At 70.4% G+C, this 26,821-nt stretch carries 27 protein-coding genes; 19 read left to right on the top strand and 8 right to left on the bottom strand.

The window, feature by feature from the left end:
• Positions 1 to 6: 6 nt before the first annotated feature.
• Both DC432_RS05195 and DC432_RS05190 read left to right on the top strand, forming a co-directional pair.
• On the top strand, positions 7 to 486 hold the full coding sequence (locus DC432_RS05195; RefSeq protein WP_116536960.1) for a PepSY domain-containing protein: 480 nt from the start codon (positions 7 to 9) through the stop codon (positions 484 to 486).
• Positions 487 to 649: 163 nt separating this feature from the next.
• Complete coding sequence (locus DC432_RS05190) at positions 650 to 1,948, top strand: hemolysin family protein (RefSeq protein WP_116536959.1); 1,299 nt, start codon at positions 650 to 652, stop codon at positions 1,946 to 1,948.
• 27 nt (positions 1,949 to 1,975) lie between these two features.
• On the opposite strand, the gene DC432_RS16345 is transcribed toward DC432_RS05190, so the two are convergent.
• The gene (locus tag DC432_RS16345) at positions 1,976 to 2,113 is read right to left on the bottom strand and encodes a hypothetical protein (RefSeq protein WP_165801186.1); all 138 of its coding nucleotides are present in this window, start codon (positions 2,111 to 2,113) and stop codon (positions 1,976 to 1,978) included.
• Between the two features lie 116 nt (positions 2,114 to 2,229).
• On the opposite strand from DC432_RS16345, the gene DC432_RS05185 reads away from it, so the two are divergent.
• Complete coding sequence (locus DC432_RS05185; protein WP_116536958.1) at positions 2,230 to 2,709, top strand: MarR family winged helix-turn-helix transcriptional regulator; 480 nt, start codon at positions 2,230 to 2,232, stop codon at positions 2,707 to 2,709.
• Between the two features lie 37 nt (positions 2,710 to 2,746).
• Positions 2,747 to 3,166, top strand: a complete 420-nt coding sequence (locus tag DC432_RS05180) for an organic hydroperoxide resistance protein (RefSeq protein ID WP_108318426.1) — start codon at positions 2,747 to 2,749, stop codon at positions 3,164 to 3,166.
• Between the two features lie 117 nt (positions 3,167 to 3,283).
• On the opposite strand, the gene DC432_RS05175 is transcribed toward DC432_RS05180, so the two are convergent.
• Positions 3,284 to 4,351, bottom strand: coding sequence for a PIG-L family deacetylase (locus DC432_RS05175; RefSeq protein WP_116536957.1), 1,068 nt, complete (start codon positions 4,349 to 4,351; stop codon positions 3,284 to 3,286).
• 249 nt (positions 4,352 to 4,600) lie between these two features.
• Between DC432_RS05175 and DC432_RS05170 the strand changes: the two genes are divergently transcribed.
• The 3 genes from DC432_RS05170 to DC432_RS05160 all read left to right on the top strand — a co-directional run bounded on the left by DC432_RS05170 (position 4,601) and on the right by DC432_RS05160 (position 5,704).
• Positions 4,601 to 4,882, top strand: a complete 282-nt coding sequence (locus DC432_RS05170) for a hypothetical protein (RefSeq protein ID WP_116536956.1) — start codon at positions 4,601 to 4,603, stop codon at positions 4,880 to 4,882.
• Between the two features lie 70 nt (positions 4,883 to 4,952).
• Positions 4,953 to 5,477, top strand: coding sequence for a YbhB/YbcL family Raf kinase inhibitor-like protein (locus DC432_RS05165; RefSeq protein ID WP_116536987.1), 525 nt, complete (start codon positions 4,953 to 4,955; stop codon positions 5,475 to 5,477).
• An 8-nt stretch (positions 5,478 to 5,485) separates the two neighbouring features.
• A complete protein-coding gene (locus DC432_RS05160) occupies positions 5,486 to 5,704 on the top strand; it encodes a three-helix bundle dimerization domain-containing protein (protein ID WP_116536955.1) in 219 nt (72 codons plus the stop codon).
• A gap of 6 nt (positions 5,705 to 5,710) precedes the next feature.
• Here the strand turns inward: DC432_RS05160 and DC432_RS05155 are convergent, their stop codons facing one another.
• Complete coding sequence (locus DC432_RS05155) at positions 5,711 to 6,820, bottom strand: PIG-L family deacetylase (RefSeq protein WP_116536954.1); 1,110 nt, start codon at positions 6,818 to 6,820, stop codon at positions 5,711 to 5,713.
• Between the two features lie 258 nt (positions 6,821 to 7,078).
• Here DC432_RS05155 and DC432_RS05150 point away from each other — a divergent pair, with 258 nt between their 5' ends.
• The 7 genes from DC432_RS05150 (at position 7,079) to DC432_RS05120 (ending at position 14,553) form a co-directional block, all read left to right on the top strand.
• A complete protein-coding gene (locus DC432_RS05150; RefSeq protein WP_243393034.1) occupies positions 7,079 to 8,656 on the top strand; it encodes a sugar transferase in 1,578 nt (525 codons plus the stop codon).
• A 67-nt stretch (positions 8,657 to 8,723) separates the two neighbouring features.
• Positions 8,724 to 10,049: a UDP-glucose dehydrogenase family protein gene (locus tag DC432_RS05145; protein WP_116536953.1), complete on the top strand. Its 1,326-nt coding sequence runs from the start codon at positions 8,724 to 8,726 to the stop codon at positions 10,047 to 10,049.
• Positions 10,050 to 10,177: 128 nt separating this feature from the next.
• Positions 10,178 to 11,191, top strand: a complete 1,014-nt coding sequence (locus DC432_RS05140; RefSeq protein WP_243393033.1) for a YihY/virulence factor BrkB family protein — start codon at positions 10,178 to 10,180, stop codon at positions 11,189 to 11,191.
• 116 nt (positions 11,192 to 11,307) lie between these two features.
• Positions 11,308 to 11,532 (top strand): hypothetical protein, encoded by a 225-nt coding sequence (locus DC432_RS05135; RefSeq protein ID WP_116536951.1) that lies wholly within the window; start codon positions 11,308 to 11,310, stop codon positions 11,530 to 11,532.
• 25 nt (positions 11,533 to 11,557) lie between these two features.
• Positions 11,558 to 11,962, top strand: coding sequence for an MFS transporter permease (locus DC432_RS05130; RefSeq protein ID WP_133177886.1), 405 nt, complete (start codon positions 11,558 to 11,560; stop codon positions 11,960 to 11,962).
• Between the two features lie 72 nt (positions 11,963 to 12,034).
• Positions 12,035 to 14,038 carry an ABC1 kinase family protein gene (locus tag DC432_RS05125; RefSeq protein WP_116536949.1) on the top strand — a complete coding sequence of 668 codons (2,004 nt, stop codon included), beginning with the start codon at positions 12,035 to 12,037 and terminating at the stop codon, positions 14,036 to 14,038.
• A 2-nt stretch (positions 14,039 to 14,040) separates the two neighbouring features.
• A complete protein-coding gene (locus tag DC432_RS05120; RefSeq protein WP_116536948.1) occupies positions 14,041 to 14,553 on the top strand; it encodes a VanZ family protein in 513 nt (170 codons plus the stop codon).
• Positions 14,554 to 14,834: 281 nt separating this feature from the next.
• On the opposite strand, the gene DC432_RS05115 is transcribed toward DC432_RS05120, so the two are convergent.
• Positions 14,835 to 15,491, bottom strand: coding sequence for a hypothetical protein (locus DC432_RS05115; RefSeq protein ID WP_279304100.1), 657 nt, complete (start codon positions 15,489 to 15,491; stop codon positions 14,835 to 14,837).
• A 221-nt stretch (positions 15,492 to 15,712) separates the two neighbouring features.
• Between DC432_RS05115 and tatA the strand changes: the two genes are divergently transcribed.
• Together tatA and tatC are read left to right on the top strand one after the other, a co-directional pair.
• Entirely contained in the window at positions 15,713 to 15,937 is a 225-nt protein-coding gene (gene tatA, locus DC432_RS05110; RefSeq protein ID WP_116536946.1) for a twin-arginine translocase TatA/TatE family subunit, read from the top strand.
• A 53-nt stretch (positions 15,938 to 15,990) separates the two neighbouring features.
• Entirely contained in the window at positions 15,991 to 16,722 is a 732-nt protein-coding gene (gene tatC, locus DC432_RS05105) for a twin-arginine translocase subunit TatC (RefSeq protein WP_116536945.1), read from the top strand.
• 9 nt (positions 16,723 to 16,731) lie between these two features.
• On the opposite strand, the gene DC432_RS16150 is transcribed toward tatC, so the two are convergent.
• Positions 16,732 to 16,947, bottom strand: a complete 216-nt coding sequence (locus DC432_RS16150; RefSeq protein WP_133177885.1) for a hypothetical protein — start codon at positions 16,945 to 16,947, stop codon at positions 16,732 to 16,734.
• A 235-nt stretch (positions 16,948 to 17,182) separates the two neighbouring features.
• Entirely contained in the window at positions 17,183 to 17,458 is a 276-nt protein-coding gene (locus DC432_RS05095; RefSeq protein ID WP_116536943.1) for a helix-turn-helix domain-containing protein, read from the bottom strand.
• Between the two features lie 318 nt (positions 17,459 to 17,776).
• Between DC432_RS05095 and DC432_RS05090 the strand changes: the two genes are divergently transcribed.
• Complete coding sequence (locus tag DC432_RS05090) at positions 17,777 to 19,309, top strand: sugar transferase (RefSeq protein WP_116536942.1); 1,533 nt, start codon at positions 17,777 to 17,779, stop codon at positions 19,307 to 19,309.
• A 225-nt stretch (positions 19,310 to 19,534) separates the two neighbouring features.
• On the opposite strand, the gene DC432_RS05085 is transcribed toward DC432_RS05090, so the two are convergent.
• Complete coding sequence (locus DC432_RS05085; RefSeq protein ID WP_243393037.1) at positions 19,535 to 21,079, bottom strand: polysaccharide biosynthesis tyrosine autokinase; 1,545 nt, start codon at positions 21,077 to 21,079, stop codon at positions 19,535 to 19,537.
• Between the two features lie 330 nt (positions 21,080 to 21,409).
• Here DC432_RS05085 and DC432_RS16730 point away from each other — a divergent pair, with 330 nt between their 5' ends.
• Complete coding sequence (locus DC432_RS16730; protein ID WP_165801185.1) at positions 21,410 to 23,869, top strand: LuxR C-terminal-related transcriptional regulator; 2,460 nt, start codon at positions 21,410 to 21,412, stop codon at positions 23,867 to 23,869.
• Positions 23,870 to 24,082: 213 nt separating this feature from the next.
• On the opposite strand, the gene DC432_RS05075 is transcribed toward DC432_RS16730, so the two are convergent.
• Positions 24,083 to 24,781, bottom strand: coding sequence for a DUF998 domain-containing protein (locus DC432_RS05075; protein ID WP_165801184.1), 699 nt, complete (start codon positions 24,779 to 24,781; stop codon positions 24,083 to 24,085).
• Between the two features lie 596 nt (positions 24,782 to 25,377).
• On the opposite strand from DC432_RS05075, the gene DC432_RS05070 reads away from it, so the two are divergent.
• A complete protein-coding gene (locus DC432_RS05070; RefSeq protein WP_207770749.1) occupies positions 25,378 to 26,817 on the top strand; it encodes a cell division initiation protein in 1,440 nt (479 codons plus the stop codon).
• Positions 26,818 to 26,821 lie beyond the last annotated feature (4 nt).

Raw genomic sequence — 26,821 nt, 5'->3', positions numbered from 1 at the left:
CTCGCCATGGTCCCGACCCGCATCCCCGCCGTCGCCCTCCTCGTCGCCGTCGCACTTGCGGTGACCGCCTGCGCACCGTCCACCGGCGACGGGGGGTTCACCGACCGCGAGGGCGTCCGCGCGGTCACCACCGCCGAGTCGGCCGCGGGCGGCCGGGGTTTCGAGCTCGACGTCGACGACGGACGGTGGGAGATCCACGTCGCGGTCGGCGACCGCGAGGTCGACGTCCGGGTGAGCGCCGACGGGTCCGCCGTCGAATCCTCCGAGGACGACGGCGACGGGATCGACGCCGACGACCGTCGGGCGCTGGAAGCGGCCACGACCACCCTTGCCGATGCGCTCCGCATCGCGGCATCGCAGAGCCCCGGTGACGACCGCATCGAGAGCGCCTCGCTCGAACGCGAGAACGACAGCGCCGTGTGGAAGATCGAGTTCGAGGGCGATGCCGCGGTCCGCGTCTCGGGCGCGGACGGCTCGATCCGCTGACCGGGCAGATCCCGGACCGGCGCGCAAGCCCCGCGAGCGAGGAGCGCCTGTCCCGTCGCGCTCACTACACTCGGCGCATGATTGCAGCGCGTGGCACCGACGGTCATCATCCGCGCGCCCGGGTGACCCCGGGCGTCCGCGGTACGACGACGGGGGCCGGTCGATGAACGACCTCGCCCTCAACATCGTCCTGGTCGTCGTGTTCGTGCTCATCGGCGGGGTCTTCGCCGCGACCGAGATGGCACTGGTGACGCTGCGCGAGAGCCAGGTGAACGCCCTCGCCGCGCGCGGCAAGCGCGGTCGCAAGGTCGCCGATCTCGCCCGCAACCCCAACACGTTCCTCTCCGCCGTGCAGATCGGCGTCACGGTGGCCGGTTTCGCCTCTGCCGCCTACGGCGCCTCGTCCATCGCGCCGTCGGTCACCCCGCTCTTCACCGGGCTCGGCCTCGAGCCGGCCGCCGCGGCGACGGTCGCCACCATCGCCCTCACCCTGGTGATCGCCTACCTGTCGCTGGTGCTGGGCGAACTGGTGCCCAAGCGCCTCGCGATCCAGCGCAACGCCGCCTTCGCCTACGGCGTCGCCCCGGTCCTCAACGGTTTCGCCACTCTCATGCGACCCGTCATCTGGCTGTTGTCGATCTCGACCAACGTGCTGGTGCGTCTTCTCGGCGGCGATCCCGACAAGACGGGCGAGGAGCTCACCGAAGAGGAGCTGCGCGACATCGTCTCGAGCCACGAGGGCCTCCCCGCCGACGAGCGCCGCATCCTCGACGACGTCCTGTCCCTCCGCGACCGGCACGTCAGCGAGGTCATGCGCCCCCGCCCCGAGGTCGTGACGCTGGATGCCGCCGGCACGATCGCCGAGGCCCGCGAGCGCGTGCGCGACCTGCCGTTCTCGCGTTACCCGGTGGCCGAGCAGACGATCGACGACGTGATCGGCTTCGTGCACGTGCGCGACCTGTACGACGACACCGCGCGCTCGCTGACCGCGGTCGTGCGCGAGATCCGCTACATCCCGTCCACCGCGCGGGTCCTGCCGACGCTCACCGCGATGCGTGCCGAGGGGAGCCACATCGCCGTCGTGGTCGACGAGTACGGCGGCACCGACGGCATCGTCACGCTCGAGGACCTGGTCGAGGAGGTCGTGGGCGAGATCTTCGACGAGTACGACACCGATGCCGAGCAGCCGCTCGCCGAGGGCGAGCACGGGACGGTGGAGGGCCGGCTCAACCTCCAGGACTTCGAGGAGGCCACCGGGGTCGCCCTCCCCCGCGGCGCGTCGGACACGGTCGCGGGATTCGTCATCGAGCGGCTGGGGCGCTTGGCGCGCGTCGGCGACACCGTCGAGGTGGACGGTGCGACCCTCCAGGTCAGCGCCGTCGATCGTCGGCGCGTCGCCGAACTGCTGGTCACCCGGCATCCGCTCGACGACGCCGACGACGACGCGGACGTGCGGGACTGACCCGGCCCTCGCACGGCGAGGCGGGGCTCAGGCGATGTCTCCTCCGAGCGGGGCGATGCCCTCGCCGAGGTCGAAGTGGTGCCCGTTGATGGCGAGCAGATCACGGTCGCCGTCGGGAAGGAATCCCGCGGGTCCCGTGGCGCTCGCGTCGCTCCGGCTGATCATGCGACCCATGCTCGCCGTCCGGGCGGAGCGAGGGCAGGGCTTGACATCGGCCGACCACGCTCGCGCGCCGGAGAAATCACATTGTGCGCAATTGAATTGTGTGCAATAGTTCTGTCATGCCCGCCGTCGACTCGCTCGTGTGCTTCGCCCTCTACGCCGCGAACCGCACGACCACCCAGGCCTACCGCGTGCTGCTCGAGCCCTGGAACCTGACGTACCCGCAGTACATCGCCCTGGTGACGCTATGGTCCGACGGCCCGCAGACGGTGGGCGGCCTGGGCGACGCGTTGCAGCTCGATTCCGGCACCCTGTCGCCCATGCTCGCCCGCATGGAGGCCGCCGGCTACGTCACGCGCACCCGCGGCGGCGACGACGAACGCGTCGTCACCGTCTCGCTCACCGCCCGCGGCTCCGCCCTGCGCGACGAGCTCACGCACGTCCCCCGCTGCATCGCGGCGGGCGCAGGACTGACGGATGCCGACAGCGCCCGCGACCTGATCGACGCGTTGCACCAGTTGACCGAGGCGATGAAGAGCCTGCGCGATCACCCCGGCACCGTCCTCGACGCCGTCGGAGCGCCCCGCCGCCGGGCGTGACGCCCGCTCCCACCGACCGTCCCCAGAAAGGAACATCATGGACGTTCTCTACACCGCAGAAGCCGTTTCGACCGGCCACGGCCGCACCGGTCACGTGACCGCCGGCTCGTACATCGACCTCGAGGTCGCCCCTCCCACCGAGATGGGCGGATCGGGCGCCGGCACCAACCCCGAGCAGCTGTTCGCCGCCGGGTACGCCGCCTGCTTCCACGGTGCCCTCCACGCCGTCGCGCGCGGCCACAAGGTGAAGCTCGAGGACTCCTCGGTCGGCGGCCGCGTGCAGATCGGCCCGAACGGCCAGGGCGGCTACCAGCTCGCCGTGCTGCTCGAGGTCGTCCTGCCCGGCATCGAGTCCGAGCTCGCCCAGCAGCTCGCCGACGAGGCCCACCAGGTGTGCCCCTACTCGAACGCGACCCGCGGCAACATCGACGTCACCGTCACCGTCTCGGAGGACTGACCTCTCCCGACCCCGGGGCGGGGCGCTGAGCCCCACGTATCGCGCCTCGTCCCGGCCTGCTCGCGCAGGACCCGATGCCGCCCGCCCTGCGCGGGCGGCGTCGCTGCGTCCGGCGCGTCACGCCAAGCGCAGCTCCGCATCGCCCTTGGCGTACGAGCGGCGCAACCATTGACCGAACCCGGGCTGCGCCAGACACGCCGCCGGTCCGTCGCACGTCACGACCGGGTCGTGCGCGGCGTACGTCTCGTACACGTCGACCTTGCCGTCGAGCTCGGTGCCGAAGACGTTCGCCGGCTCGTGCTGCGAGGGGTAGCCGATGTAGTAGGTCACGGCATCCACCGCTATCCCGACCGCCGGCGCGACCGCCCGCACCAGCGAACCGACGCACGAGTGGTCGGGGTGGTCGCCCCGGGCGAACGCGCTCTCGTGCGGGATGTTCGTCGTGATGCGATCGGCCCCCGCGGCATGGATCAGCTCGGCGATCGTGTCGGACAGACGGCCCGCGTCCAGCGTCGGACCGTCGTCGATCGGCTTCAGCGCCGGAACGATGCCGTTGATCAGCTGCGTCAGACCGGCATCGCCCGTGCTGGGGAAGCCCTTCGCGCTGAGGTTGCCGTCGGGCAGACGCAGCACGGTCACCGAGAGGCGGGGGTCGTCGCTCGGCACGAACCGCGTCACCCGAGCACCGCTCAGCAGGGTGATCTCGCGCGTCTGCCAGGGCGCCGTGCTGCCCCGCATCATGTCGTAGGCGGCGCGGATGCCCGCTTCGCGCTGCTGCGCGTACGCCAGTCCGCGACCCGCGTCGCCCGCGGTCACGAAGATCGTCCGCAGCGTCGCCCCCGAGGCGATGACCGTGCTCAGGTGCGGGTTGGCGAAGATGATGTCGTCGTCGGCGTGCGCCCACACGGCCACGGTGGTTTCGGTGCCCGCCTCCTCGAACGCGGGCGACTGCTCCCGCGGCAGCGCGTCGGGCACGGGGACGATCGGGCTGAGTTTGACCCACGTGCCTTCGGGCCCGGCGGAGCGACGGATCTCGCGGTACACCAGGGCACCTCCGCCCAGGGCGGCGAGTCCGCCGACGGCGATCCCGCCGAACAGCAGCGCTCGACGACTGAGCCCGGGGCGCGCGGGCGCCCCCTCGGGCGGGGAGGGTTCCCCGGTCGAAGGCTCGTCGATGTCACTCACGGCGACTCCGTCCTGTCATGCGCCCCCCGGCGACGGATCTCGGATTCCGCACCCGTGGGCGCCATCCGACGCTATCGCGCCCGGGGCGGCATCCCGGACACGCAACCCCGCGGAGCCACCGCCGGGCGGGCGTGTGAGCCGGTCGCGGCGATTCATCATCCGACGGGTGAACCGACAGCCCCCGCAGCCCGCACCGAACGCATCGACGATCCTCAGCGAGAACCTAAGGAGCCCGTCGACACTCGCCCTATGCAGACGTCCTCACCGCCGCGGTCACTGTCGCCCGTAGCCCTCCGCGTCCGTGCGGTCCTCAACGAGTGGGACCCCATCGGCGTGCATCTCATCGGCCGGGGGTGGCCCGACGACGAGTACGACGACCTGATCCTCCCCATCCTCGAGGCCCTCGACGTCCGGCCCTCCGTCGATGATCTTGCCGCGGAGCTGCGCGGCGTCGTCGAGATCGACTACGGGCTCCCCGCCCCGGACGGATGCCACGACGCCGCGCGCTCGCTGCTCGCCCTCCCCCGCTGAGCGCTAACCGCCCTCCGCGGGCGATGCAAGCCCTCCGGCCCCGTCAGGGGGCCGCGTTATGTTCGCGCCCATGGCTGATCTCACGCGTCCCCAGACCCCCGACCCGTATCCGCTGCTCCCCGCCGTCGCGTCCTTCGACGTCACCAGCGACGACGTCTCCGACGGGCGGCCCCTGAAGGACGATCAGGTCGCTGAGAAGGGCAACACGTCCCCGCACCTGCGCTGGTCCGGTGCGCCCGAGGGCACGAAATCGTTCGTCGTCACGGCCTTCGACCCCGACGCCCCGACCCCGAGTGGTTTCTGGCACTGGGTCCTCGTCGACGTGCCCGCCGACGTCCAGGAACTGCCCACGGGAGCGGCCGGCGCCACACTGCCGGACGGAGCCTTCCACGTGCGCAACGACGGTGGCGAGTCGGGATTTATGGGCGCCGCGCCCCCGCAGGGCGATCAGCCCCACCGGTACTTCTTCGTCGTGCACGCGGTGTCCGAGGAGACCCTCGGCGTCGACGCGGACGCGTCTCCCGCAGTCGTCTCGTTCAATCTCGCCTTTAAGACCCTCGGCCGCGCCATCCTGCACGGCACGTACCAGCACTGAGGCCGGTCATGACGACGCGCGACCAGGACTTCGACAAAGACGAGACCGTGGCGGAGGTCGAGGAGCGCGTGCAGGCGCGCTTCCCCGCGGCGCCCGACGAGGTCGTCCACGATGAGGCGGCGGCCGCCGTCGACAAGTACGCCGACGCCCCCGTCAAGGACTTCATCGAGATCATTGCCGAACGCGACGCCCGAACCGCGGTCGCCGGGACCCTCGACGGTGCCTAGGCCCGCTCAGCCGAACTGCAGCTCCGCCTCGGTCTTCGGGTAGGAACGCTGCAGCCACTCGCCGAACTTGCGGGTCTTCAGGCACGCGGAGCGGTCCGCGCACCGGATGACCTCGTCCTGCTGCGTGTAGATGCGGTAGGTGTCGACCTTCGCGTCGAGCACCGCACCGTCGAGGTTGCGCGGCAGGTCGAGAGAGGGGTATCCCACGAAGTAGCGGATGCCGGGCCCCACCGTCGCATCCGCGCTCAGCGCGTCGCGCACGATGCTGCCCACGACCGAGTGGTCGGGGTGGTCGCCCGGGGCGAAGGCGGAGCCACGGGGGATGTGGGTGAGGGTCACCGCCGGGGCGAGAGCGGTGCCGATCTCGCGGACGGATGCCAGCAGCTGGTCCCGCATGACCGCCGGACCCCCGTCGATCGGGGCGAAGCTCGAGATGCCGCCGTCGTAGAGCTTGCTCAACGTGGCGTGCCCCGTCGCGTCGAAGCCTGCTCCCGTGATGTTGCCGTCGGGCAGACGGAGGAAGATCACCGACATCCGCTGGTCGTTCTGGGGGGTCAGACGCCGCGCGTGCATCCCCGTGTTCAGCGTGAGCTCGGTGGCGTCCCATAGTCCGTCCGTGCCCCGCATGTGGTTGTAGGCGCGCAGGATGCCGAGCTCCCTGGCATCCACGTATCCGCCGCCCTTGCCCGCGTCTCCCGCCGTGACGAAGACCGTGCGGACGCACTGACCGGCGGCGATGGCGTCCGAGATCGTGGGGTTGGCGAAGATGATGTCGTCGTCGGGGTGGGCCCACACGGTCATGACGGTGGTCGACCCCGGGCATCCCTGGGCGGCGGGAGACGCGGGGACGGCCGGCGCGGTGGGGGTCGGTGTCGACGACGCCGTCGGGGTCGGAGCGGGTGACACGGTCGGGCTGAGCGTCGGGGTGGCGGTCGGGCGGGAGGTAAAGGTCGACGGACTTGCAACGGCCGGGCCGACGGTCGCGGACTCGGGACGCAGGAGCGCGAAGGCGAAGACGCCCGTGACGGCGGCGACCACGATGACGGCGGCGGCGATCGCGGCGATCAGGCCCGCGGGCACGCGGCGGCGCGGCGGCGGGGTCGAGGCGCGGGACATCGTGACCTTCGTGCGGTGGGCGGTTCATCTCCCCCGCGGCGCGGGGCGATCTCGCGATCGCCGGTATCGGCTGACCTGCGCCGAGTGTATCGAAGCGGCCTGCTCCGGCCGTTCCTCACCCTCGGGGTGAGCAAATGTCGTTTTCCGTTCACGTTTCGCGCGCATGAAAAGCGATGACGGGTGACTTTCCGGGTGATCTTTGCCTGTTATCGTTCGCAGGGGGAACCGGCACGAGCCGGTGGAGGAGGGGCGCGGGACGTGACGTTCGATCTTCGCGAGAACGCGTCCGAACCCGACGCCGGCCGGACCTCGACGGCGAGCCCCCACCTGCATTCCGCGCCGCCCGCGGCATCCGCGCTCCCCGCACCCGAGCCCGTGAGCGCGCCCTCGCACGCGCGCGACCCGTGGCGCGCGCGGTACCGGCGCAACCTCGTCGTCACCGACTTGGCTTCCTTGATCTGGGTCGTCTACGGCACCCAGATCCTCTGGTTCGGACTCGGCAATGCGCAACTGGCGGCCGGTCGCGACAGTCGCATCAGCGATCTCTCCTACTGGGCGTTCTCGGCGATCCTCATCGTGACCTGGATGTGGGCGCTCGCCTTCGTGGAGTCCCGCAGCGACCGCGTCGTCGGAACGGGCTCCGCCGAGTACGTCCGCATCGCCGACGCGAGCTTCCGCCTCTTCGGCGCAGTCGCGATCATCGCCTTCCTCGTGCAGATCGACGTCGCCCGCGGATACCTGCTGGTCAGCCTGCCGCTCGGCATCATCGTGCTCTTCCTCACCCGCTGGATGTGGCGGCAGTGGCTCGTCGTCCAGCGCTCGCGCGGACGCTATTCGGCGAACGTGCTGCTCGTGGGCTCACTCCACTCGGTCACCCAGCTCGCGCGCGAGTTCGCCCGCACCCCGAGCGCCGGGTACCGGGTCGTCGGGGCCTGCGTCCCGAACGGCAAGATCGCCGACGTCATCCCCGGCACGCAGATCCCCGTCATGGGCCACGTCGGCGACGTCACGAGGGCGCTGCAGGCGACGGGTGCGGACACCGTCGCCATCACCAGCGCCGACGAACTCCCGGCGGACAAGGTCAAGCAGATCTCCTGGAGCCTCGAGGCGGGTCGCCAGCACCTGGTCCTCGCCCCCAGCATCGTCGACATCGCCGGCCCGCGCCTGCACACGCGTCCGGTGGCCGGACTCCCCCTCATCCATGTCGAGACCCCCAAGTTCTCGCGCGGGCAGAGCTTCCTCAAGCGCAGCGTCGACCTGATCGCCGCCTCCGTCGGGGTCGTCCTGCTGAGCCCGCTGCTGATGTTCCTCGTCATCGCGGTCCGACTGTCCAGCGAAGGCCCGGTCTTCTTCCGTCAGACGCGCGTCGGCTTCCGCGGCCGCGAGTTCACCATGATCAAGTTCCGGTCGATGGTCGTCAATGCCGAGGAGCTGCTCGCCCAACTCGCCGCGCAGCAGCGCGACGCGGGCAACGAGGTCCTGTTCAAGATGAAGAACGACCCGCGCGTGACGCCCATCGGGCGGATCATGCGCAAGTTCAGTCTCGATGAACTGCCCCAGCTGTTCAACGTCATCGGCGGGTCCATGTCGCTCGTCGGCCCGCGTCCCCCGCTGCCGTCCGAGGTCGCCGTGTACGCCGACCACGTGCACCGCCGCTTCCTGGCCAAACCCGGCATCACGGGCCTGTGGCAGGTCAGCGGACGGTCCTCTCTCTCGTGGGAGGAGTCGGTCCGCCTCGATCTGTCGTACGTGGAAAACTGGACCCTTCTGAGTGACTTCGTCATCCTGGGCCGCACAGCCCGCGCCGCTCTCGCCCCGGGCGACACCGCCGCATGACTCACCCCCTCCCCGCCGCGCTCCCGCCCATCGGCGGAGGACGGCACCGAACTGAAAGGCTCTCGCCATGCGTCTGTCTGTTGTAGGTTGCGGATACCTCGGAGCCGTGCACGCGGCTGCCATGGCATCCATCGGTCACGAGGTCGTGGGTATCGACGTCGACGAGCGCAAGATCGCCGCCCTCTCCAAGGGTGAGGCGCCCTTCTTCGAACCCGGCCTGCAAGAGATCCTCACCGAGGGCATCGCCTCGGGTCGACTGTCCTTCACGACCGACATGGCCGCTGCCCAGGGCGCCGCCGTGCACTTCGTGGGCGTCGGCACACCCCAGCAGGCGGGCGGGTACGCGGCCGACCTCACCTACGTGGATGCCGCGATCGACGGACTGCTGCCCTTCCTCGCCGAGGGCGACATCGTCGCCGGCAAGTCCACCGTGCCCGTCGGCACGGCCGCGCGCCTCGCCCCCCGCGTGTCGGAGCGCGGGGCCACCCTCGTCTGGAACCCGGAGTTCCTGCGCGAGGGCTGGGCGGTGCAGGACACGATCGACCCGGATCGCCTCGTCGCCGGCGTCCCCTCGGACGACGGCGCCCCCACTGCCGAGGGTGAGCGGGCGGCCGAGATCCTGCGCGAGGTGTACCACCCCTCGGTGGCCAAGGGCACGCCGTTCATCGTCACCGACTACGCGACGGCGGAGCTCGTCAAGGTGTCGGCGAACGCGTTCCTGGCCACGAAGATCAGCTTCATCAACGCCATGGCCGAGATCGCGGAGGTCACCGGCGCCGACGTCACGACACTCGCCGACGCGATCGGACACGACGCCCGCATCGGTCGTCGCTTCCTGGGCGCCGGCATCGGTTTCGGCGGCGGCTGCCTGCCCAAGGACATCCGCGCCTTCTCGGCTCGCGCCGAGGAGCTCGGCCGAGGCGAATCGGTCGCCTTCCTCCGCGAGATCGACGCGATCAACCTCCGCCGGCGCGACCGTGCGGTCGAATTGGCGACGACCGCACTGGACGGCAGCGTCTTCGACAAGAAGATCGCCGTGCTCGGCGCGGCGTTCAAGCCCCACAGCGACGACATCCGCGACTCCCCCGCGCTCGACGTCGCCGTGCGCCTGCACGGTCTCGGCGCCCGCGTGACGCTGACCGACCCGGCCGCCATCGACAACGCGCGGCGCCTGCACCCCCAGCTCACGTACGACAGCGACCTCGACGCCACTCTTCGCGATGCGGACGCCGTGATCGTCGTGACCGAGTGGGACGAGTACCGTCGCCATCTCTCCCCCGAGCACGCGGCGTCCCTCGCCCGCGGGCGCGTCGTCATCGACGGGCGCAACTGCCTCGACCCCGCCGCGTGGCGCGCGGCCGGGTGGACCTACTACGGGATGGGGCGTCCCTGACGCCTCGCGCCCCGAGACGCCCCGGCCCCGGCTGGGGCGTCTTCCATATGCGCGGGGCCCGGTCAACGGGCGCGACGCCCTCACTCGCGCCGCGTAGACCGGAGAGTCCCCCCGGCGAAAGGCTCCACGTGTCCGCACCCACCGCAGCACCCGACTCCCCCACCGACCTGCACGCACGCTCCTGGAAGTACGTCCTGCGCAAGACCGTGCGGGAGTTCGGAACCGACCAGTGCACCGACATCGCCGCGAGCCTGGTGTACTACGGCGTCCTCGCGCTGTTCCCCGGGCTCATCGCGGTGTTCTCCCTGCTGGGTGTGATCGGTCAGAGCGACGCGGCGGCCGAAACGGTGCTCGGAATCATCCGCGATGTCGCCCCGGGCGGCTCCGCCGAGATGCTCAGCGACCCCATCCGGCAGCTGGCGGCCTCCCCGGCAGCGGGCTTCGCACTGGTCACGGGCCTGGTGCTCGCGATCTGGTCCGCCTCCGGGTACGTCCGCGCGCTCGGACGCGGGATGAACCGCATCTACGAGATCGACGAGGGCCGCCCCTTCCTCAAACTCGTGCCGGTGCAGCTGCTGCTGACGCTCATCACGGTGGTCCTCGTCGCCCTCGCGGCGCTGCTGCTGATCGTGTCCGGGCCCGTCGCCGAAGCGGTGGGCGAGGCCCTCGGGCTGGGCACCGCCGTCGTGACCACGTGGAACATCGTCAAATGGCCCGTCCTCCTGGGGGTCGTCGTGCTCATCCTCGCGGTGCTCTATTACGGCTCGCCCAACGCGAAGCAGCCGAAGTTCCGGTGGATCAGCGTCGGAGCCCTCACGGCCATCGTCATCCTGGCCCTCGCGACCGCCGGCTTCGGCTTCTACGTGACGACTTTCTCGAGCTACGACCGCACGTACGGATCGCTCGCCGGCGTCATCGTCTTCCTGCTGTGGCTGTGGATCGCCAACATCGCGATCCTGTTCGGAGCCGAATTGGATGCCGAGCTCGAACGCGGCCGTCAGCTCCAGGCCGGCATCCCCGCCGAGCGCGAACTGCAGCTGCCGCCGCGCGGCACCGCGAAGCTCGAGAAGGCGCGCGAGCGCGAAGAGAAGGACGTCGCCGAGGGCCGCCGCATCCGTCTCGCGCGCGGTCACGACGACTGAGCGCGCGCCGCGCGTGACGAATCCCCCGCTCGACACGTCTTTTCCCTGACGGGACCGCCGTCTCGCCCTCCCGGGCGGGGCCCCGAGCGGGAGAGCCCGTCCGAACGGAGGATGCCATGCGCAACAAGATCGTCCTGATCGGCGCGGTCGCGGTGATCGCCTATGTCGTCGGAACACGCACCCCGCGCGTGCAGATGAAGAGCCGTGAGTCGGTGGGCCACCAGCTGGTGCGCCTGTGGAACGACCCTCGCGCCCGCAAGCGCCGCCACAAGGCGGCGAAGAAGGCCGCAGCCGCGGCGCAGAAGCGGGCCGAGAAGACGTTCCGCGAACTCCGCAAGTGAGCACCGCTCGCGAGAGGAGTCGATGATGCGCACCACCGCCCCCGGCCGTCTCGTTCGGTCGCGCCAGAGCCTGATCGCCGCCGTCACCGGCACGGCCGTCGTCGTGCTCGTCGCGCTCGGACTGTTCCTGCCTCTCGCGGGACTCCTGATCGGCGTGACCGCCTCATCCGCGGGTCTCGTGCCCTTCCCCGGCCTGAGCGTGACGGCCGTGACCCTGGTGGGGATCGTCGTCGTGGCGGCCCTCCTGCTCTTCGCGGTGACGCGCCGTCGTCCCGCTTCCGCGTGGGCGGCCGCCGTCTTCGCGGTGCTGGTCTCCCTCGCCGTGACCGCGTTCCCGGTGATCGCGGTCGCGGCCGGCTCCGCGGAACGCGTCAGCGACGTCGGGCCGCTCCTGGGCGACCTCTGGCAGCGGTTCACCGGCGGCTCCTGACCCGCCCCACCTCGTCGCGCGGGGTCGGCGAATCCGGCGGAGCCGCGATCCCCGCCGGGATACGCTGACCCCGTGGTCGCCAGCATCCTCATCTCGATCTCCGCCGTCGTCTCGGCGGTGCTCGTCGGATTCGTGGCGCGTCGGATCCTGGGTACCGCGGTCGGATGGCCCCGCAGCATCGTCGTGGGCCTCGTCGTCTTCTTCGTCGGCGTGCCCTCGACCGCCTGGACCCTGCGTCAGACCGGCCTCGATTCCGCGGGGGCGGTCCCTCCCGACGACCTGTGGCTGTGGATCGGCGTGACGGTCCTCTCGCTGGCGTGGGTCTTCGCCCTGGGCGTCGCCGCGCTCGTCGCGAGCGAGGCCATCTTCCCCACCCGCCCCCTGCCCAATCCGATCGACCTCGTCCGCGCGGCCCTCCGTCAGCGCAAGCGCACGCGGCGCTACATCGACATCCTCGCGATCGCCTCACGGCACGGGGTCGGGTGGCTCTTCCACGGGGGCCGCGCCCGTGTCGAGGAGCAGCTCAGCACGTCGGAGGAGCGCGCCAACGCGATCGTCGCGACCATTAACGACGCCGGCGTGAGCTTCGTCAAGTTGGGACAGGTGCTCTCCACCCGTCGCGACCTCGTGCCCGAGCCGTATCTGAGCGCCCTCGCCTCGCTGCAGACGAACGCCACGACGCTGCCCTGGCAGACCGTGCGCGCGGTCATCGAGGGTGATCTCGACGTCCCCCTCGACCAGGTGTTCGCCGAGGTCGACCCCGTTCCCCTGGCCGCAGCCTCGGTCGCCCAGGTGCACCGTGCGCGTCTGCTCGACGGTACCGACGTCGTGGTCAAGGTGCAGCGGCCGGCGGCCCGCGCCCAGGTCGAGGCGGACGCCGACATCATCCTGCGGCTCGCGCACCGGGCCGAGGCGCGCACGCGCGTCGGCCGCGATCTGCGCATCGAGTCCGTCGCCCGGGGGTTCACCACGACGCTCCTCGAAGAGCTCGACTACCGTATCGAGGCCCGCAACACGCAGATGATCGGCGCCACCCTCGACCGCATCGACCGGGCCGATCCCCTCCGGCGGCGCGCCGTCACGGCTCCCGCGATCTTCCCCGCCGCTTCGCACCAGCGCGTCCTGACGATGGGACTGGTCGACGGCACCGCGCTCAGCGATTCCGCGGATCGGCTCTCGCGGATGGATGCCGCCGCGCGCGACCGCCTGGCGGAGGTGCTCATGTCGACGGTCATCGAGCAGATCCTCGTCTACGGCGTCTTCCACGCCGACCTGCATCCGGGCAACGTGCTGCTGCGCGAGGACGGCACGCTCGGCATGATCGACTTCGGCGCCGTCGGGGTCATCGAGCGCAGTCGCCGTCAGCACCTCACCGCCCTGCTGCTGGCCGCGCTGAGCGAGAACGACGTCGCGGCCGTCGACGCCCTCCTCCTCATCGTGGAGGCCCCCGCCGACCTCGACCTCGAAGCCTTCCGCCACGACGTGGGCGTGGTCCTGACGACCGAGCACCTGCGCAGCGACGCGCACGCGTCCATCTTCACGCGGATGGTCGACGTGATCCGGCAGCATCGCCTCGCCCTCCCCGGTGAACTGGCCTCCGCCTTCCGCAGTTTCGCGACACTCGAGGGATGCCTGCGCGTGATCGTGGACGATTTCGACATGGCCGGTCGCGCGCTCGCGCTCATGCCCACCCTCCTGCGCCGCACGCTGTCCCTCTCACGCATGGCCACCGACGTGCAGGCGAACGCGGTGATCGGCATGGCGCGCCTCGAACAGATCCCGCGTCGGTTGGACGCGCTGCTCACCGGTGCCGAGAAGGGGTCGATCGGCATCACCCTGCGCGGCGAGGACGGCCGCGACCTGCGCGGCCTTCTCGACCGCGCGACGGCGGAGATCGCGTCGACGCTCGTGTCGATCGCGGCCGTCGTCCTGGCTGTCGTGCTCATCGTGAGCGGTGGTGGCCCCGTGCTCGGGGGATCCATCACGCTCTTCGCGGTGCTGGGCGCAGGAGTCGGGCTGTTCGGTTTCCTCGGTCTGCTGCGCATCGTCCGTCGGACGTTCGCCAGGAAGGATTGAGGATGCCGCGGCCCGCCCGCTCCCCCGCACGCACGCCGCCGTGGGGCGTGCGTCCCCGGGGGCCGGCCTCAGGGCGAGGTGCGCGGCCGGGCCGCGAGATCAGCGCCCGTCGGCGCGCCGTCCTGGTCCTGGGCGGGCTCTACGCGGCGGGGCTGGCCGTGATCCTCCTGTGGCCCGACCATCTCGATCGGGACGCGGGCTTCGCCTACGGCGTCATCTACGCGGTCTTCCCCGGCGCGGACCCGTTGCAGGTCGACTTCGCGCTGAACGTGCTGTTGTTCGTGCCCTTCGGTGTCCTGCTCGCCGTCTTCCTGCGGCGCTGGCCCTGGGTCGTGCTGGTCGTGTCGCTGGGCGTCCCGACGATCATCGAGACCGCCCAGGCGGTCCTCCTCCCCGGCCGCACCGCGAGTGCGGGGGATGTCGTCGCCAATGCCGTGGGCGCCCTCGCCGGCGTGACCGTGACCGCCCTGGTCTGCCGACGAGTCACCCGAAACCACACCCGAAGTCGGGTTTGAGGTCACCCGCCACGGGGCGATACTTTCCGGCGCGTCCGCGGACGCGACCTCGCGAAGCACCCGACGAGGGTCGAGACGGCGCGGGTCGTATTCCCTCCACTCGGGGGCCGCGGTCTCGAGTTCGCGGAGTACCTGCGAGCGCCCCTGCTGGTACAGCGCGTGAAGACGACCGATGCGACGGGGCAGCTCCCGGCTCCACTCGCGCAGGTGACCGGGTCCTACGACGAGACCGATCAGGATGCCCACCAGCACCAGCTTGTCGATGTCGAGGCCCAGCATCGTCAAGCCCCCCGCACGACCGGGTGCGAGGAAGCGCCGACGGAGCGGCGGCGATACTCCCGCCGCGTCATGGGTCGCGGCTCGCTCGTGGCGGATGTCGGAACGGAGAGCGTCGAAACGGCCCCCAGGATGCTCGACACCGCCAGAGTGGCCTGGCGTTCGAAGTCGCGCCACACCGACCGCGAGCCGCCGATCGGGTCGACGATGTCGTCCTCGCCACCTCCCTCGCCGGGCGTCGCGAGGCGCTGCCGCCCCGCCGCCCGAACCATCGACGGCCAGTCGGTCGCCTCGCCTCGCGCGCACACCGCCTCGGCGCGTCGCGCGAACTCGCGCACCGTGAAGACCGACGAGACCAGGTCTGGTCGCAGGTCGAGGACGACCCGGCGATGCGCGCGTTCGGCGCACAGCACCGTGTCTCCCGGCTGGAGGATGCCGTCCGTCAGTCGCCGTGCGCGGTGAGTGCTGAGGTCCATTCCGTACGTCCGTGCCACCTCCAGCACCTCACCGGTCGCCGAGGCCCCCGGCCGAGCGGCCGTCCCCGCGCTCTCCAGATGGAGCCGAACCTGAGGGGATGAGGCCAGCCGCGATGCGAGCAGGCCCGCTATGAAAGGCGAGCGGATCATGTTGGCGGTGCACACGATCACCAGACGGTCACGCATCATCGAACGGCCTCGAGCATCGCACTCTCCTCTCGCGCGTCATTCACGCACGGCGTCCAGTACACCGCCCTCCTCTTCCGGACCTCCTCACCCCCGGAAATCATCGCGTCCCCGTGGTGCGGGTGAAGTAGGAATGGCGGACGGGCGAGGTTGAGCCGGTAATCCCCCGGCGATGCGGCTCGCGCTCGCACGATGGGAGGATCCACGACAGAAAGGTCGCCATGGGCATCTTCGGAAATGCGTTCTCGGGCTGGCATCTACTGCTCATCCTCGCCGTCGTCGTTCTCCTCTTCGGCGCGGCGAAGCTCCCCGCGCTGGCCAAGAGCGTCGGCCAGTCGGTCCGCATCCTGCGCTCGGAGACGAAGGACTCCGCGTCGGAGCCCGGCCGTTCCACCGACGAGACCACCGAGACCGGTCGCCCCGACACGACGACGTCGACGACGTGATCCGCGGGACGCGGCATCTCCCGACCCCGGAGGGGGCCGGGGACGGGGGCCGGATGCCGCTCCTCGCCCATCTGTCCGAATTGCGGCGTCGCGTGACCATCTGCGCGATCGCCGTCGCTGTCGCCGGTATCGCCGGGTTCGCGATGAGCGACCTCGTGATCGCCGCCGCAGCCGAGCCCCTGCGGCATCTTCAGGGCCCCTCGCTCACGGGGCTGAACTTCACCCGTATCGGCGAGGCCTTCGACCTGCGCTTCAAGATCGCCCTCGCGCTCGGCATCGTGCTCGCGGCGCCGGTCTGGATCTTCGAGGGGTGGGCGTTCCTGGTACCCGGGCTCACCTCGCGCGAACGGCGCGCCGGCCTCCTGTTCGTGGCGACTGCCGTTCCCTTGTTCTTCGGCGGCGTCGCCTTCGGATGGATGGTGGTGCCGCAGATCGTGACACTGCTCGCGGGCTTCGCCCCCGCCGGATCGACCACGATGCTGACGGCGAGTCAGTACTTCGATTTCCTCCTGAAGCTCGTGGTCGGGGTCGGCCTCTCCTTCGTGTCGCCCCTGGTCTTGATCGCGCTGAATGCGGTCGGGGTGCTCAGCGGGCGCACGATCGTGCGGGGGTGGCGGGTCGCTCTCGTCGTGATCATCGTCTTCTCCGCCGCTGTCACGCCCCCCGCCGACCTGCTGAGCATGCTCGTCATCGCCCTGCCCCTCTGCGCCCTGTACGCCGGCTCAGCGGTGTGGACCTGGCTGCATGACCGACGCGTCGAGCGCCGCAATCGTTCCGAGAGCTGAGCCCCCGCTTCACGCGATCGAGGATGCCGTCGGGGGAACGGCGACCCCGCGTGCCCGATGCGTCTCGCGGAGGATCCGGCGCCCGATAGCCGCGGCGTCGTCGAGGTGGATCGCGACCGACGACCGCTCGCCCGTCTCGATGACGATCCAGGTCGAATCGTCGTCCTGGCGCCGGAGGACACCGATCTCGACGTCGACGGTGTCCCCGTCGCCGTGCGTCCGCACGTCTCTCGCCCTGATGGTCAGGGCGAAGCCCTCGCTGCGGTGGTCCTCGTCCGCGGGGTGGACTGTTTCGCCGTGTGGGGTCGCGCACCATGCGAATGCGCACCGTCGGACCGACGGGAGGTTACGGGGGGTCTCGTCTTTCATGGCGTGCACCTTCCTCGAGGGACCGTCGCGCGCGACGGTCCGAACATCGGTGGGCACGAACACAGTGAAACGCACACCTCCGACATCCCCCTCACCGGCCGGTTGCGAGACCTTCCGGAGGGACGGGCAGAAGGTCGCTGAGAGGGACATCCAGCACCTCGGCGAGAGCAACGAGGGTCCTGAGACGCGGATTCGCGGCAGTACCCGGATTGGACTCGCCCTTCTCCAGCTTGCGATAGGTGAAAGTCGCGAGGCCGGCGGCATGAGCCACCTGCTCCTGAGACATCTGCTTCTCCGCGCGGGCGCGGAGCATCCGCACTCCGAGCTCGCGGGCGAAATCGGTCCAGGGGTCGGTCAACTCGCTCATGGCTCAAGCCTGAGCGATGGGCCATTCTCACATGAACATGTAAACATTCTCGGCGCGCTCGTCGGGACGGCGCCCCACCGCGTCGATCGCATGGTGAATGCCTCGGTGGGCGGGGTGAGAACTGAGGCGAGAACCGGTTGCTCTGCACGAGACGGGGGCCACTGTCGGCATCCCGCTCTCGGTGGCCATCGACCTCGACGGTGGTCGAGCGGAACGCGGTCGACGACGCTCCGCACGAACCCCTCACCCGGCCAGCACGCGGTGTCGGTCGCACGGCTCGCTCCGAGGGCGGTGGCAGAGTCATCGCGCTCAGCGGCGATGACGGACGAGCGCCGTGCAGAGAGAACGTCCTCGGACGCGGAAGGCGGACCATCCGTGAAGGCACTTGTTTCGCACCACGACTCACCCGGCTTTTCGCCCGATGCGGGGCGTAAGCGACCGACGAAGAGAGCCCCCTGGCAACGACGCTACGCACGCTGGGTACTCCTCGCCGATGCCATCGTCATCTCGCTCGTCGTCTTCGGCACACAGTTCATGTGGCTGGGATCGCGCTCGGCGGAAGTGGCCTCATCGAATCTCGACTACAGCGTGGTCTCGATCGTCGTGGGCGCGGCCTGGATGCTGGCGCTCGCGCTCGGAGGTTCACGACAGGAACGCATCATCGGCTACGGTGCCGTCGAGCTCCGACTGGTGGTCACCGCATCGATGCAGGTGTTCGGCATCGTCGCCATCGCCGCCTACCTGACTACCGCCGACCTTTCACGCGGATACTTCCTCCTCAGCCTGCCCCTCGGCTGCATCTCGCTCGTCATGGGGCGCCTGCTCTGCCGCCGGCTTCTCGCACACCGACGTCGCGCGGGATCGATGGGCACGCGCGTCGTGCTTGTCGGCAGTTCGGATGAGAACGCCCGGGTGTCCGCCGAACTCGCCCGGCAACCGTCGGCCGGCCTTCGGGTCGCCGGCCTGCACAGCGTCGGCCACGTCGTGGGCGTTACATCCTGGTCGGACGAGCAATCCGATCTCCTTCGTCGCCGACTGGACGACCTGGACGCCGACGGGGTCCTCGTCTCCGGCGGCTCCGTGCTCGACCCGCACGACATCCGACGCATAGGGTGGAGCCTCGACCCCCGCCGGCGACAGCTCATCGTGGCGGTGAACCTGACCGATGTGGCCGGACCGCGCCTGCACACCAGACCGGTTGCGGGTCTTCCGCTGATCCACGTGGAGACCCCCCGCTACTCGCGGGCTCAACAGCTGTCGAAGAGGATCTTCGACGTGGCGGGGGCGAGCGTACTGGTCATCTTGCTCTCCCCTCTCCTCGCCGCCGTCGCGGTGATGGTCGGAACGTCGAGTCCGGGACCGATCCTGTTCCGTCAGGAACGAGTAGGGCAGGGCGGCATCCCGTTCGACATGTTCAAGTTCCGCTCGATGGTCGACGGAGCCGACACCGCGCTGCAGGAGCTTCTCCGTGCGCAGGGGCGGGCCGACACTCCTCTCTTCAAGGTCGAGCAAGACCCCCGGATCACTCCCATCGGCCGTTGGCTCCGCCGCTATTCGCTGGACGAACTGCCCCAGCTTTTCAATGTCATCCTCGGCCAGATGAGTCTCGTCGGTCCCCGCCCGCAGCGTGACGCAGAGGTCGCCTTCTACGACGACGACGCGCGGCGTCGGCTCATCGTGCGTCCGGGAATGAGCGGCCTCTGGCAGGTCAGCGGGCGGTCTTCTCTGGCGTGGGAGGACGCCATCCGACTCGATCTTTTCTACGTGGAGAACTGGTCGCTGGTGGGCGACATCGCCATCCTCGCGAAAACCTTCCGAGCCGTCGTCGCTCCGGGCGGCACCGCGCACTGACTGCGCCCACCGATCGGTTCGCCTCAGCCCCGACGGTCGTCGCCCGCAGGCCCGGGGCGACGGCGACTCCGCGGGTCCGATCTCGAGTGCGGGAGCCTGCGACGAGCGTTCCGCCTCGCGTGCCCACGCCTCGCCGTCCGACGTGGATCCGGCGGTCACCCATCAAGCGGGTCCGCCGATCACCACCAGACGGGCCCGCCCCGTCCGGCACCTTGACCCAACGCCTCACCCGCGGCTGCGACGAACCTCACCCGAAGCCCCGACTCGGGCATCGTCCGAGGCCGTACCGGAGCGGCGACGCGGGCCCGTCGCACCCGGAGCGCCCATGACCGAGGAGGGTCGCCGATCGCGACCTCTCGTCCGCTTCGCCCCTTTCCGAGTGTCGGCGTCGGGCTCGCTGTACCCGTAGGCTCCGCCGTAGCGGGCTCCGTAATAGGAAGAGTCCGGTCCGCGCAGGGGCGCTCGGTTGAGGACGATACCCAGCAGGCGCCCCCGCGTCTTCGACAGGTTGTCGACCGCGCGGGTCAGCATGTCATCGGTCGTCCGACCGGCTGTGACCACCAGCACCACCCCGTCCGCCCAACTCCCGATGACCGCGGCGTCGGCGACCGCGAGGGTCGGCGGCGAGTCCACAATCACCACCATGTCCTCGGCGAGCTTCCGAGCGAGCGCTTGCATGCGCTGGGAACCGACCATCTCGGTCGGATTCGGAGGGGTTCGCCCGGCGGCGACGACGAAGAGACGCCCATGATCATCGACCTGATGCGCGACCTGCTCGATCTGCGCGCGGGAGGCGAGCACGTCGGACAGTCCGACGTCGTCCGAGAAGCCGAACACCCCGCCCATGACCGGGCGACGCAGGTCTGCGTCGATGAGGATCACCGACTGCCCCGTCGCGGCGATGCTGACGGCGAGGTTCGCGGCGGTCGTCGACTTGCCATCGCCCGGGAGCGGGCTCGTCACCACGATGACCCGTGGGGGGTGATCGACGTCGACGTACTGCAGGTTCGTGCGCAGCTCCCGGACCGCTTCTTTGTGCGCGAAGGAGCCCCGCCCATCGTGGGTGTCGGTGAAGGAGAACACCGCCCGTCCGTTCGCGAGCTCCTTGTCGATGGGGAGGACGCCGACAACCGAGGCACCGACCGCGGCGGTGATGTCCTCGACAGTTCGGACGCGCCGGTCGAAGGTGCGCCTCACGAGTGCGAAGACGACGCCGAGCACGCCTCCGGCGATCGCCCCGACGGCCACATCGACTTTGACGTTCGGCGAGGAGGGCGACGTCGGCAGGCGTGCCGAGTCTCCGGCGATGAGCCGCACCGCGCCTTGACCGGAGCCTCCCGTCTCGAGTTCGTCGACCTGGGTCGTCATGCCACGGATCCACGCCTCTGCGAGGTCCCGCGCCGACTCGGGAGTCGACCCGGTGGCATCCACCCGCACATTGACGGTTTCGACGGGGTTCGAGACCCGCACGCGCTGAACGAGCGACTCCGGACTGTCCTCCACGCCGAGGGACTCCCGCGCGGCCTCGGCGACGCTGCGCCAGTACCCCATGTCGACGAACGACTTCACCTTGGAGAGCGCCAATTGATCACCCGCGAGGGCGGATCCGGTCGATCCGTCGGACGAGACGGTTGCGACGTACCCGCTCGCGTCGGCCGTGTAAACCCTCGGCTGCAGCGCGCTCCACCCCAGACCGACCAACGCTCCCAGCGCGAACAGGGCCCCGATCGTCATCCAATAGGCGCGCAGGATGCGCACCACTCGCTGCATGTCCACTCGAACTCCGCCTTCCCATCTCGACGAGGGCGTCGTCGAGGTCGCAGGCAGCCTAGGGCCGGATCCGCGACACTCCTGACGCCGCCCTCAGACGCGGCGGGGGACGAAGCCGGAGCCGAGGGCAAAAGGGTGATGAAAAGGGTGATGCAGAGGGGGGTGATGAGGGGATGACGTGGGGGATGAAAGTGGCGGATTTGGTCGGTCCGCGCCGAGCGTCACCCTCAGGATCGTTCCAACGCGACCGCTCCTTCGTCGCGTCGACGCGACTCCTCACCCGAAGAGGAGCCGTCATCCCAGCTACTGGAGGTAACGATGCTGATCGACGTGGATTCTGTCACCCCTGGCGCCCGCACGAGCCGGCGGACGAGCCGGTTCTGGGCCACGCGGTCGGCATCCCTGGCCCGCCTGCGCGAGGCGCTGTCCGGCGACGTGGTACTCGTCCGCGGTCCCGCCGGAGTCGGCAAGAGCTCTCTCCTACGTCAGTTCGCCGCCCTTCTCGACGAGGAACAGGACCTCGGCGTTCAGTTCATCGACGGTGCTCAGGCGGGCCCGGATGCCGCGGAGCGCATCGCGGACGCCTTCGCGACAGGCCCCTCCGCACACATACTGCTCGTGGACAACCACACCGATGCGTCCGGCCTCTCGACCGACCGGCTCGTGGAGCTCCTCCGCGCGGACACCGACCTGCGGATCGTCGTCGCAACCCGTCACGCGACGGGGCTGGAGAGCCCGCTGGTCGCGCTGGAATTCGACGTCCACGTGGTCCCCGCCGACGCCCTGCTCATGACTCGAGACGAAATCGCAGAGGTGCTCCGACTGAACGAGGTGGTCACCACGGAAGTGGCGATCGATGATCTCGCCGCGAAGATCCACGGCTGGCCCGCCTTGGCGCAGTTGGCGGCCTCGCGTCTCCGGCTGGAGGCCCTGCCCCTGCGCACGCGCGGCGAGGCCGCCGTGCTGGCCGACTTCGCGGCGACCGCGCTGACGACGGAGTTCGAGCACCGATTGAACGTGCCGGTGACCGACGACATCCGCATGCTCGCGGTGGCCCCCTACGTGACCGCCGACATCGCCGACGCCCTCGGCGTGGATCCGTCGATCGGCTCTCCGGGCGAGCTCCTAGCGCGCTTGCAGGACGCCGGCCTGGCCTGGCCGAGTTCCACCCGGCTGACTCTGGCCGAGCCCGTTCGCGAGAAGTGGTTGCGCGACATCACCGCCCGGGATCCTGACCGCGTGGGCCGCTCGAGGATCCAGCTCATGGAGCATCTCGTCGACACCGGCGAGCCTCTCCTGGCTGCTCAGCTGGCCGCGGACGCCGGCCAGAGGGACTCCCTGGCGAGGATCCTCCACAGTTCGGGCCCCGAGATCTGGGCTCGTGACGCCGAGTGCCTGCCCGCACTCCTCGATGAGCTCGTGACCAGCGGGCCTTCGTCGCCGCACGCGGTGGATGCGCTGCTGTCGCTCGACCCGCGCACCGCATCATCCACGGACACGCCGGCTCTCGCGGTCACCGCGCTCTCTCAACTCCCGGATGCCAGGACCCCCGTCGGAGCGAGCGTCGAGGCGCTCACGCTCCGCGTGGGTCTGCTGCGCGCAGCGGGAAGGTTCGCCCTGTCAACCGAATCGTCCGCCACCCTCGGCGAAGCGCTTCGACAGGCCCGGGGCCTGAGCCCGGAAGCCGCCTCTGAAGGGTGGTATCAGGTCGGGATGACCGCCTTCGCCATGGGAAAACTGCGTGACGCGCGGATCGCGCTGACCCAGTCGGAACGCACCGCTCCCCCGGCGCGGCGGCTCCGGGCTCGGGGAGCGACCGCGATCCTGGAGCTGCTCGAGGGAGATGTCGCCGGCGCCCGGAGCCTGGTCGAGGCGAACGCCGACGAGACGTGGAAATCGTCGCCCTGGGGAGAGGGCCTCCGTATCGCGGAGGCGTGGCTGCACCTCGAGGACGGCGATGCCGCGCGAGCGCGGGCCCTGCTCGACGACCTGCCCGCGAACGCGGGTGCGCGCGAGCTGTGGCCCTATGCGGCATCCGTCCACGCTCTCTCCTTCCTCCTCTCGGGTGCCGCATCCGATGCCCTCGGCCTCCTGCGGGCCTGGACGGCCCGAACCCGGAGCACACCCCCGTCCCACTTCCAGTCGATCCACCTGCTGACCGCACGGGCGAAGGTCCTCATCGCACTCCGACAGGCGAGGAAGGCGATCTCGCTCTTCGAGGGCCCGTACACGCTCTCGGCCGCCACCGCTCCCGCGATCGCGTTGTCGAACCTCTACGCGGGACGTACGCACGAGTCCTACGTGATGAGCGTGAAGTGGGGATTGCATCATGAGCCCTCCCCTCGGGCGGCGTTGGAGAGCCTGGTGGTGAGCATCGTCGCCGACGTACGCCTGAACGGATCGGCCGCGCACCGGACGACGGTCCAACGTGCCGAGGCACTGAGCATCCGCCACGATCTGTGGAGTCCCTGGAGCGCGGTCGCGCCCGAGGACCGAGCGGTGGTCCACAAGATGCTCTCCTCCGAGACACGGGATCGCCTGGAGGAGCGCCGGTCGTTCTTCGCCTCGTCGGTGAGCGTGCCGCACCTGACCAAACGGGAGCAGGTCGTCCTGGCGCAGCTCACGCCCACGTCGACCATCGCCGATATCGCGCGTGCGCTCGTCGTGTCGCCGAACACGGTCAAGACCCAGTTGCAAGGTCTCTATCGCAAGTTGGAGGTTTCCGACCGGTCGAGCGCGATCCGCGCCGCGCACGCGTGGGGACTCATCGAGACCGACTCGGAGATCTGAGACGGCGCCGGCGCCCGCGCCGCCATCCGATCACCGCGCGCGCGGTGAACAGGAACAGCATCACGACCAGGACACCCGGGAACGACAGGGGAACACCGGCGCCACGGAGGACGGCGAGGATGACGAGGAGCGAGACGAGAGAGATCAGCCACGACAGAAGAGGCCGCAGACGACGCAGGACGCCCGGAACTCGAGACCGTCCTGTGGGCGTGCTCACGGGACGCGCCCCTCATCGGCAGGCCGTCCACCGTCCGCGGCGAGCGCATCTGCGGCGACCTGCAGGCCGAATACCCCGAACCAGACGATGGCGAGCGTGGCCGCCGCGAATTCGAGATTCCCCCCGAACACGGTGTCTCCACGGAAAAGCGCGATCATGGCGCCGGTGAACGAGGTGACGCCCACGGCGGTGAGGGTTAGGGTGCTCACCGCCCGCATCCACGGACGTCGGCGCAGCATCGCCGTCTGCGCCATCGCCACGATCGCGAGCAGGAAACCGAGGACCGCGAAAGTGATGTGAACGAGGTCCTGTGGCAGCGAACCAGCGGTGAACGGGACGGGGCATCCCGGCGAGCACGTGACGACCGAGGCGAAGCCGAAGCACAGCCCGCACACCAGGAGCGTCGTCGCGATCGGCCACCCCGCGACGTACCCGACGCGGCGGGACAGGAGTGCGCGATCGACCATGACGGCTGCGATGGCCAGCAGCAGCAGGGCAAGATTGAACAGCGGCGCCGTCGGCATGCCCGTCGCACCCAGCTGGCTGACGTAGTGCACGCTCGGATCCTCTGCGCGACAGAACCAGATGAGAGCCGCACTCACGAACGCGCAGCCCGCGCCGAGTGTCGCGAGGCGCCGCGAGGAGTCGCGCGACCTCGCGGCGGGCTCGACGGTCCTCTCGAGGGTCTTCGACATCGGCTCCTCCTGGGTCGCGCCCGGCCACATTACCGCCTCCTCACCCCTCCCCCTCGAGTGGACGGGTGATCTGCCGCGGATCGTGGGTGATTTTGCGCTGCGACGGTCACTCCTCAGCCGCCGAGCGCGTGAAGCTGGTTCCGCGGGCAGGGCGAGAGCATCGCACGCGAGCCGGGGGGCCGCACCGCTTGATGCTTTCGCCCTGTCCGCGCCTCGAACGCCCGTGATCGCAGAGAAGGTCGAACTCGCGGTCGTCACCGCCTCAGTGCTTCGCAGCTTCGGCGCGGTCGCCCCGTGCCCGGCGTCGAATCTCCGCCTCGGACGGGCGAATCCTGGGGTGAGAAATGGCGACAATCCTCGGGGGCGCCATCCGGAATGTGTCAGCCTCGATCTCGGGCGGTCGTCGTGCGGCTCTCCCCCAAGATCCCACTCTCCCAGCACGACCGCTCATCCCCCGATGCGCGGTCTCGCAGACCCGTACCCCGCCTGCGAGACCGCGCATCTCCTCTGTCCGCCCCGCTCAGACCGTCGCCCCGCGACAGCCCGATGTCCCGCCGTCCGTTCGATGACCCGGGGCGACCGATTCCGGAGGAACCGTGAACAACACAGATGATCGAGGTCGCGGTGACCGGGCCATCGACGAAGCCCCCACGGTCCCGCCACCGCCCGCCGCCGAGTCCCCCCTGGACGTCCTCTGGGAGGCCACGGCATCCGATCCAGAGGCGCCGATGGTGTTCCCTGTCGGCTTCCGAGGGTACGACCGCGAAGCGGTGGACGACGCCGTCCGGACTCTGGCTGAGCGCGTTCGCCGGCTGACGGCGGAAGCGGCAGAGGAACGCGCCGGTGTCGCCGCGATCTCGGCCCGGGTGCAGGCCGACTTCGAGAACCGGTTCGAAGAGGCTGCGCGATCGCACGCGGACCAGCTCGCCGCGCTGAACGACCAGCTTCGCGCAGCCTCCGCGCGCGTCGCCGATGCCGAGAGCCGCGTCGCAGCCTTGTCCGAGAAGTTCGTCGCACAAAGCGGCACCGGCGCCGACCCCACCCAGGAGAGGCAGCAGTTCGAGGCGATCCTGCGGGTGGCAGAAGAGCAGGCCTCCGTCCTCGTGCAGAACGCGGTGGCCCAGGCCGATCGCCTCCTCGTCAGCGCCCAGGGCGAAGCGGCGTCGCTTCGCGAGGAGGCCGTCGCAGAGCAGGCGCGCTTGCGGGCCGAGGCGCAGCACGATGCCGACCAGGTGCGCCTCCGGATCGAGACAGAGGCGACCGCCCACGACGCACGTCTGGAGCGCGAACGCGCCCACGCCGCGGAGAAAGTCGCCCAGGCCGAGCGCGAGGCGACCGCGATCCGCACCGAAGCCGAGAAGGGAGCCGCGGCCCTGCGGAGCCTCGTGTCGCGCGAGACCGGCGATCTCCGAGCCAAGGCCGAGCACGACGTCCGTGAGATGACCGCCCGCGTCCTGGAGTTCGAGGAGTCGCTCACCCGTCGGCAGGACGAGGCCCAGCAGGAGTTCATGGTCCTGCACGATCAGGCCGTCGCGCACGCCGAGCGCATCACCTCCGACGCCAGCGATCAAGTGGCCTCGGCCCTCGAGCACGCGCGGCGCATCGGTGCGCGATCCGACGACTTCGAGCGCCTGTCCCGCGCGCAGGCGCAGCAGATCGAGGCCGACGCGCAGGTTCGGGCGCGGGCGGCGCTCGATACGGCACGCGACCGGGCGGCCCACATCGCGGACCGCATCATGGGCCACGCGACGCAGGCCCTGCGCGACGCAGAGGACCGCGCGCGGGATCTGCGGTGGCAGCAGCAACAGCTCACCAGCTTCATGGCCGAGCTGAGCGAACTGCTGCGCGCCGTCCCGCGCGAGCTGGAGGAGGACGGCGCGCTCGCCGAGCCTGCGTCCGCGTCCGCAGAAGACGCCTCCGCACCGCTCGATGACGCCGGTCGCGCGAACTCCGAGACGGCGGCCGAGTCCCGAGCCGAGCACGGCCACGAGGGCGAGACCGATCCGTTCCCCCCGGAGCCGCCGGCGGCGCACTAGCGTC

Origin of the sequence: Microbacterium testaceum, from assembly GCF_003075375.1 — a bacterium.
In the GTDB taxonomy this organism is placed as follows: Bacteria; Actinomycetota; Actinomycetes; order Actinomycetales; family Microbacteriaceae; genus Microbacterium; species Microbacterium testaceum_E.
Note: the sequence above shows the minus strand (reverse complement) of the source record. Positions and strands in the feature narration are given on the sequence as shown.

Excerpts from the sequence above, each read along its gene's own strand:
- DC432_RS05195 (WP_116536960.1), top strand. The coding sequence starts at position 7 with ATGGTCCCGACCCGCATCCCCGCCGTCGCCCTCCTCGTCGCCGTCGCA.
- DC432_RS05190 (WP_116536959.1), top strand. The coding sequence starts at position 650 with ATGAACGACCTCGCCCTCAACATCGTCCTGGTCGTCGTGTTCGTGCTC.
- DC432_RS16345 (WP_165801186.1), bottom strand. The coding sequence starts at position 2,113 with ATGATCAGCCGGAGCGACGCGAGCGCCACGGGACCCGCGGGATTCCTT.
- DC432_RS05185 (WP_116536958.1), top strand. The coding sequence starts at position 2,230 with ATGCCCGCCGTCGACTCGCTCGTGTGCTTCGCCCTCTACGCCGCGAAC.
- DC432_RS05180 (WP_108318426.1), top strand. The coding sequence starts at position 2,747 with ATGGACGTTCTCTACACCGCAGAAGCCGTTTCGACCGGCCACGGCCGC.
- DC432_RS05170 (WP_116536956.1), top strand. The coding sequence starts at position 4,601 with ATGCAGACGTCCTCACCGCCGCGGTCACTGTCGCCCGTAGCCCTCCGC.
- DC432_RS05165 (WP_116536987.1), top strand. The coding sequence starts at position 4,953 with ATGGCTGATCTCACGCGTCCCCAGACCCCCGACCCGTATCCGCTGCTC.
- DC432_RS05160 (WP_116536955.1), top strand. The coding sequence starts at position 5,486 with ATGACGACGCGCGACCAGGACTTCGACAAAGACGAGACCGTGGCGGAG.
- DC432_RS05155 (WP_116536954.1), bottom strand. The coding sequence starts at position 6,820 with ATGTCCCGCGCCTCGACCCCGCCGCCGCGCCGCCGCGTGCCCGCGGGC.
- DC432_RS05145 (WP_116536953.1), top strand. The coding sequence starts at position 8,724 with ATGCGTCTGTCTGTTGTAGGTTGCGGATACCTCGGAGCCGTGCACGCG.
- DC432_RS05135 (WP_116536951.1), top strand. The coding sequence starts at position 11,308 with ATGCGCAACAAGATCGTCCTGATCGGCGCGGTCGCGGTGATCGCCTAT.
- DC432_RS05130 (WP_133177886.1), top strand. The coding sequence starts at position 11,558 with ATGCGCACCACCGCCCCCGGCCGTCTCGTTCGGTCGCGCCAGAGCCTG.
- DC432_RS05120 (WP_116536948.1), top strand. The coding sequence starts at position 14,041 with ATGCCGCGGCCCGCCCGCTCCCCCGCACGCACGCCGCCGTGGGGCGTG.
- DC432_RS05115 (WP_279304100.1), bottom strand. The coding sequence starts at position 15,491 with ATGCGTGACCGTCTGGTGATCGTGTGCACCGCCAACATGATCCGCTCG.
- tatA (WP_116536946.1), top strand. The coding sequence starts at position 15,713 with ATGGGCATCTTCGGAAATGCGTTCTCGGGCTGGCATCTACTGCTCATC.
- tatC (WP_116536945.1), top strand. The coding sequence starts at position 15,991 with ATGCCGCTCCTCGCCCATCTGTCCGAATTGCGGCGTCGCGTGACCATC.
- DC432_RS05095 (WP_116536943.1), bottom strand. The coding sequence starts at position 17,458 with ATGAGCGAGTTGACCGACCCCTGGACCGATTTCGCCCGCGAGCTCGGA.
- DC432_RS05090 (WP_116536942.1), top strand. The coding sequence starts at position 17,777 with ATGACGGACGAGCGCCGTGCAGAGAGAACGTCCTCGGACGCGGAAGGC.
- DC432_RS05085 (WP_243393037.1), bottom strand. The coding sequence starts at position 21,079 with ATGCAGCGAGTGGTGCGCATCCTGCGCGCCTATTGGATGACGATCGGG.
- DC432_RS05075 (WP_165801184.1), bottom strand. The coding sequence starts at position 24,781 with ATGTCGAAGACCCTCGAGAGGACCGTCGAGCCCGCCGCGAGGTCGCGC.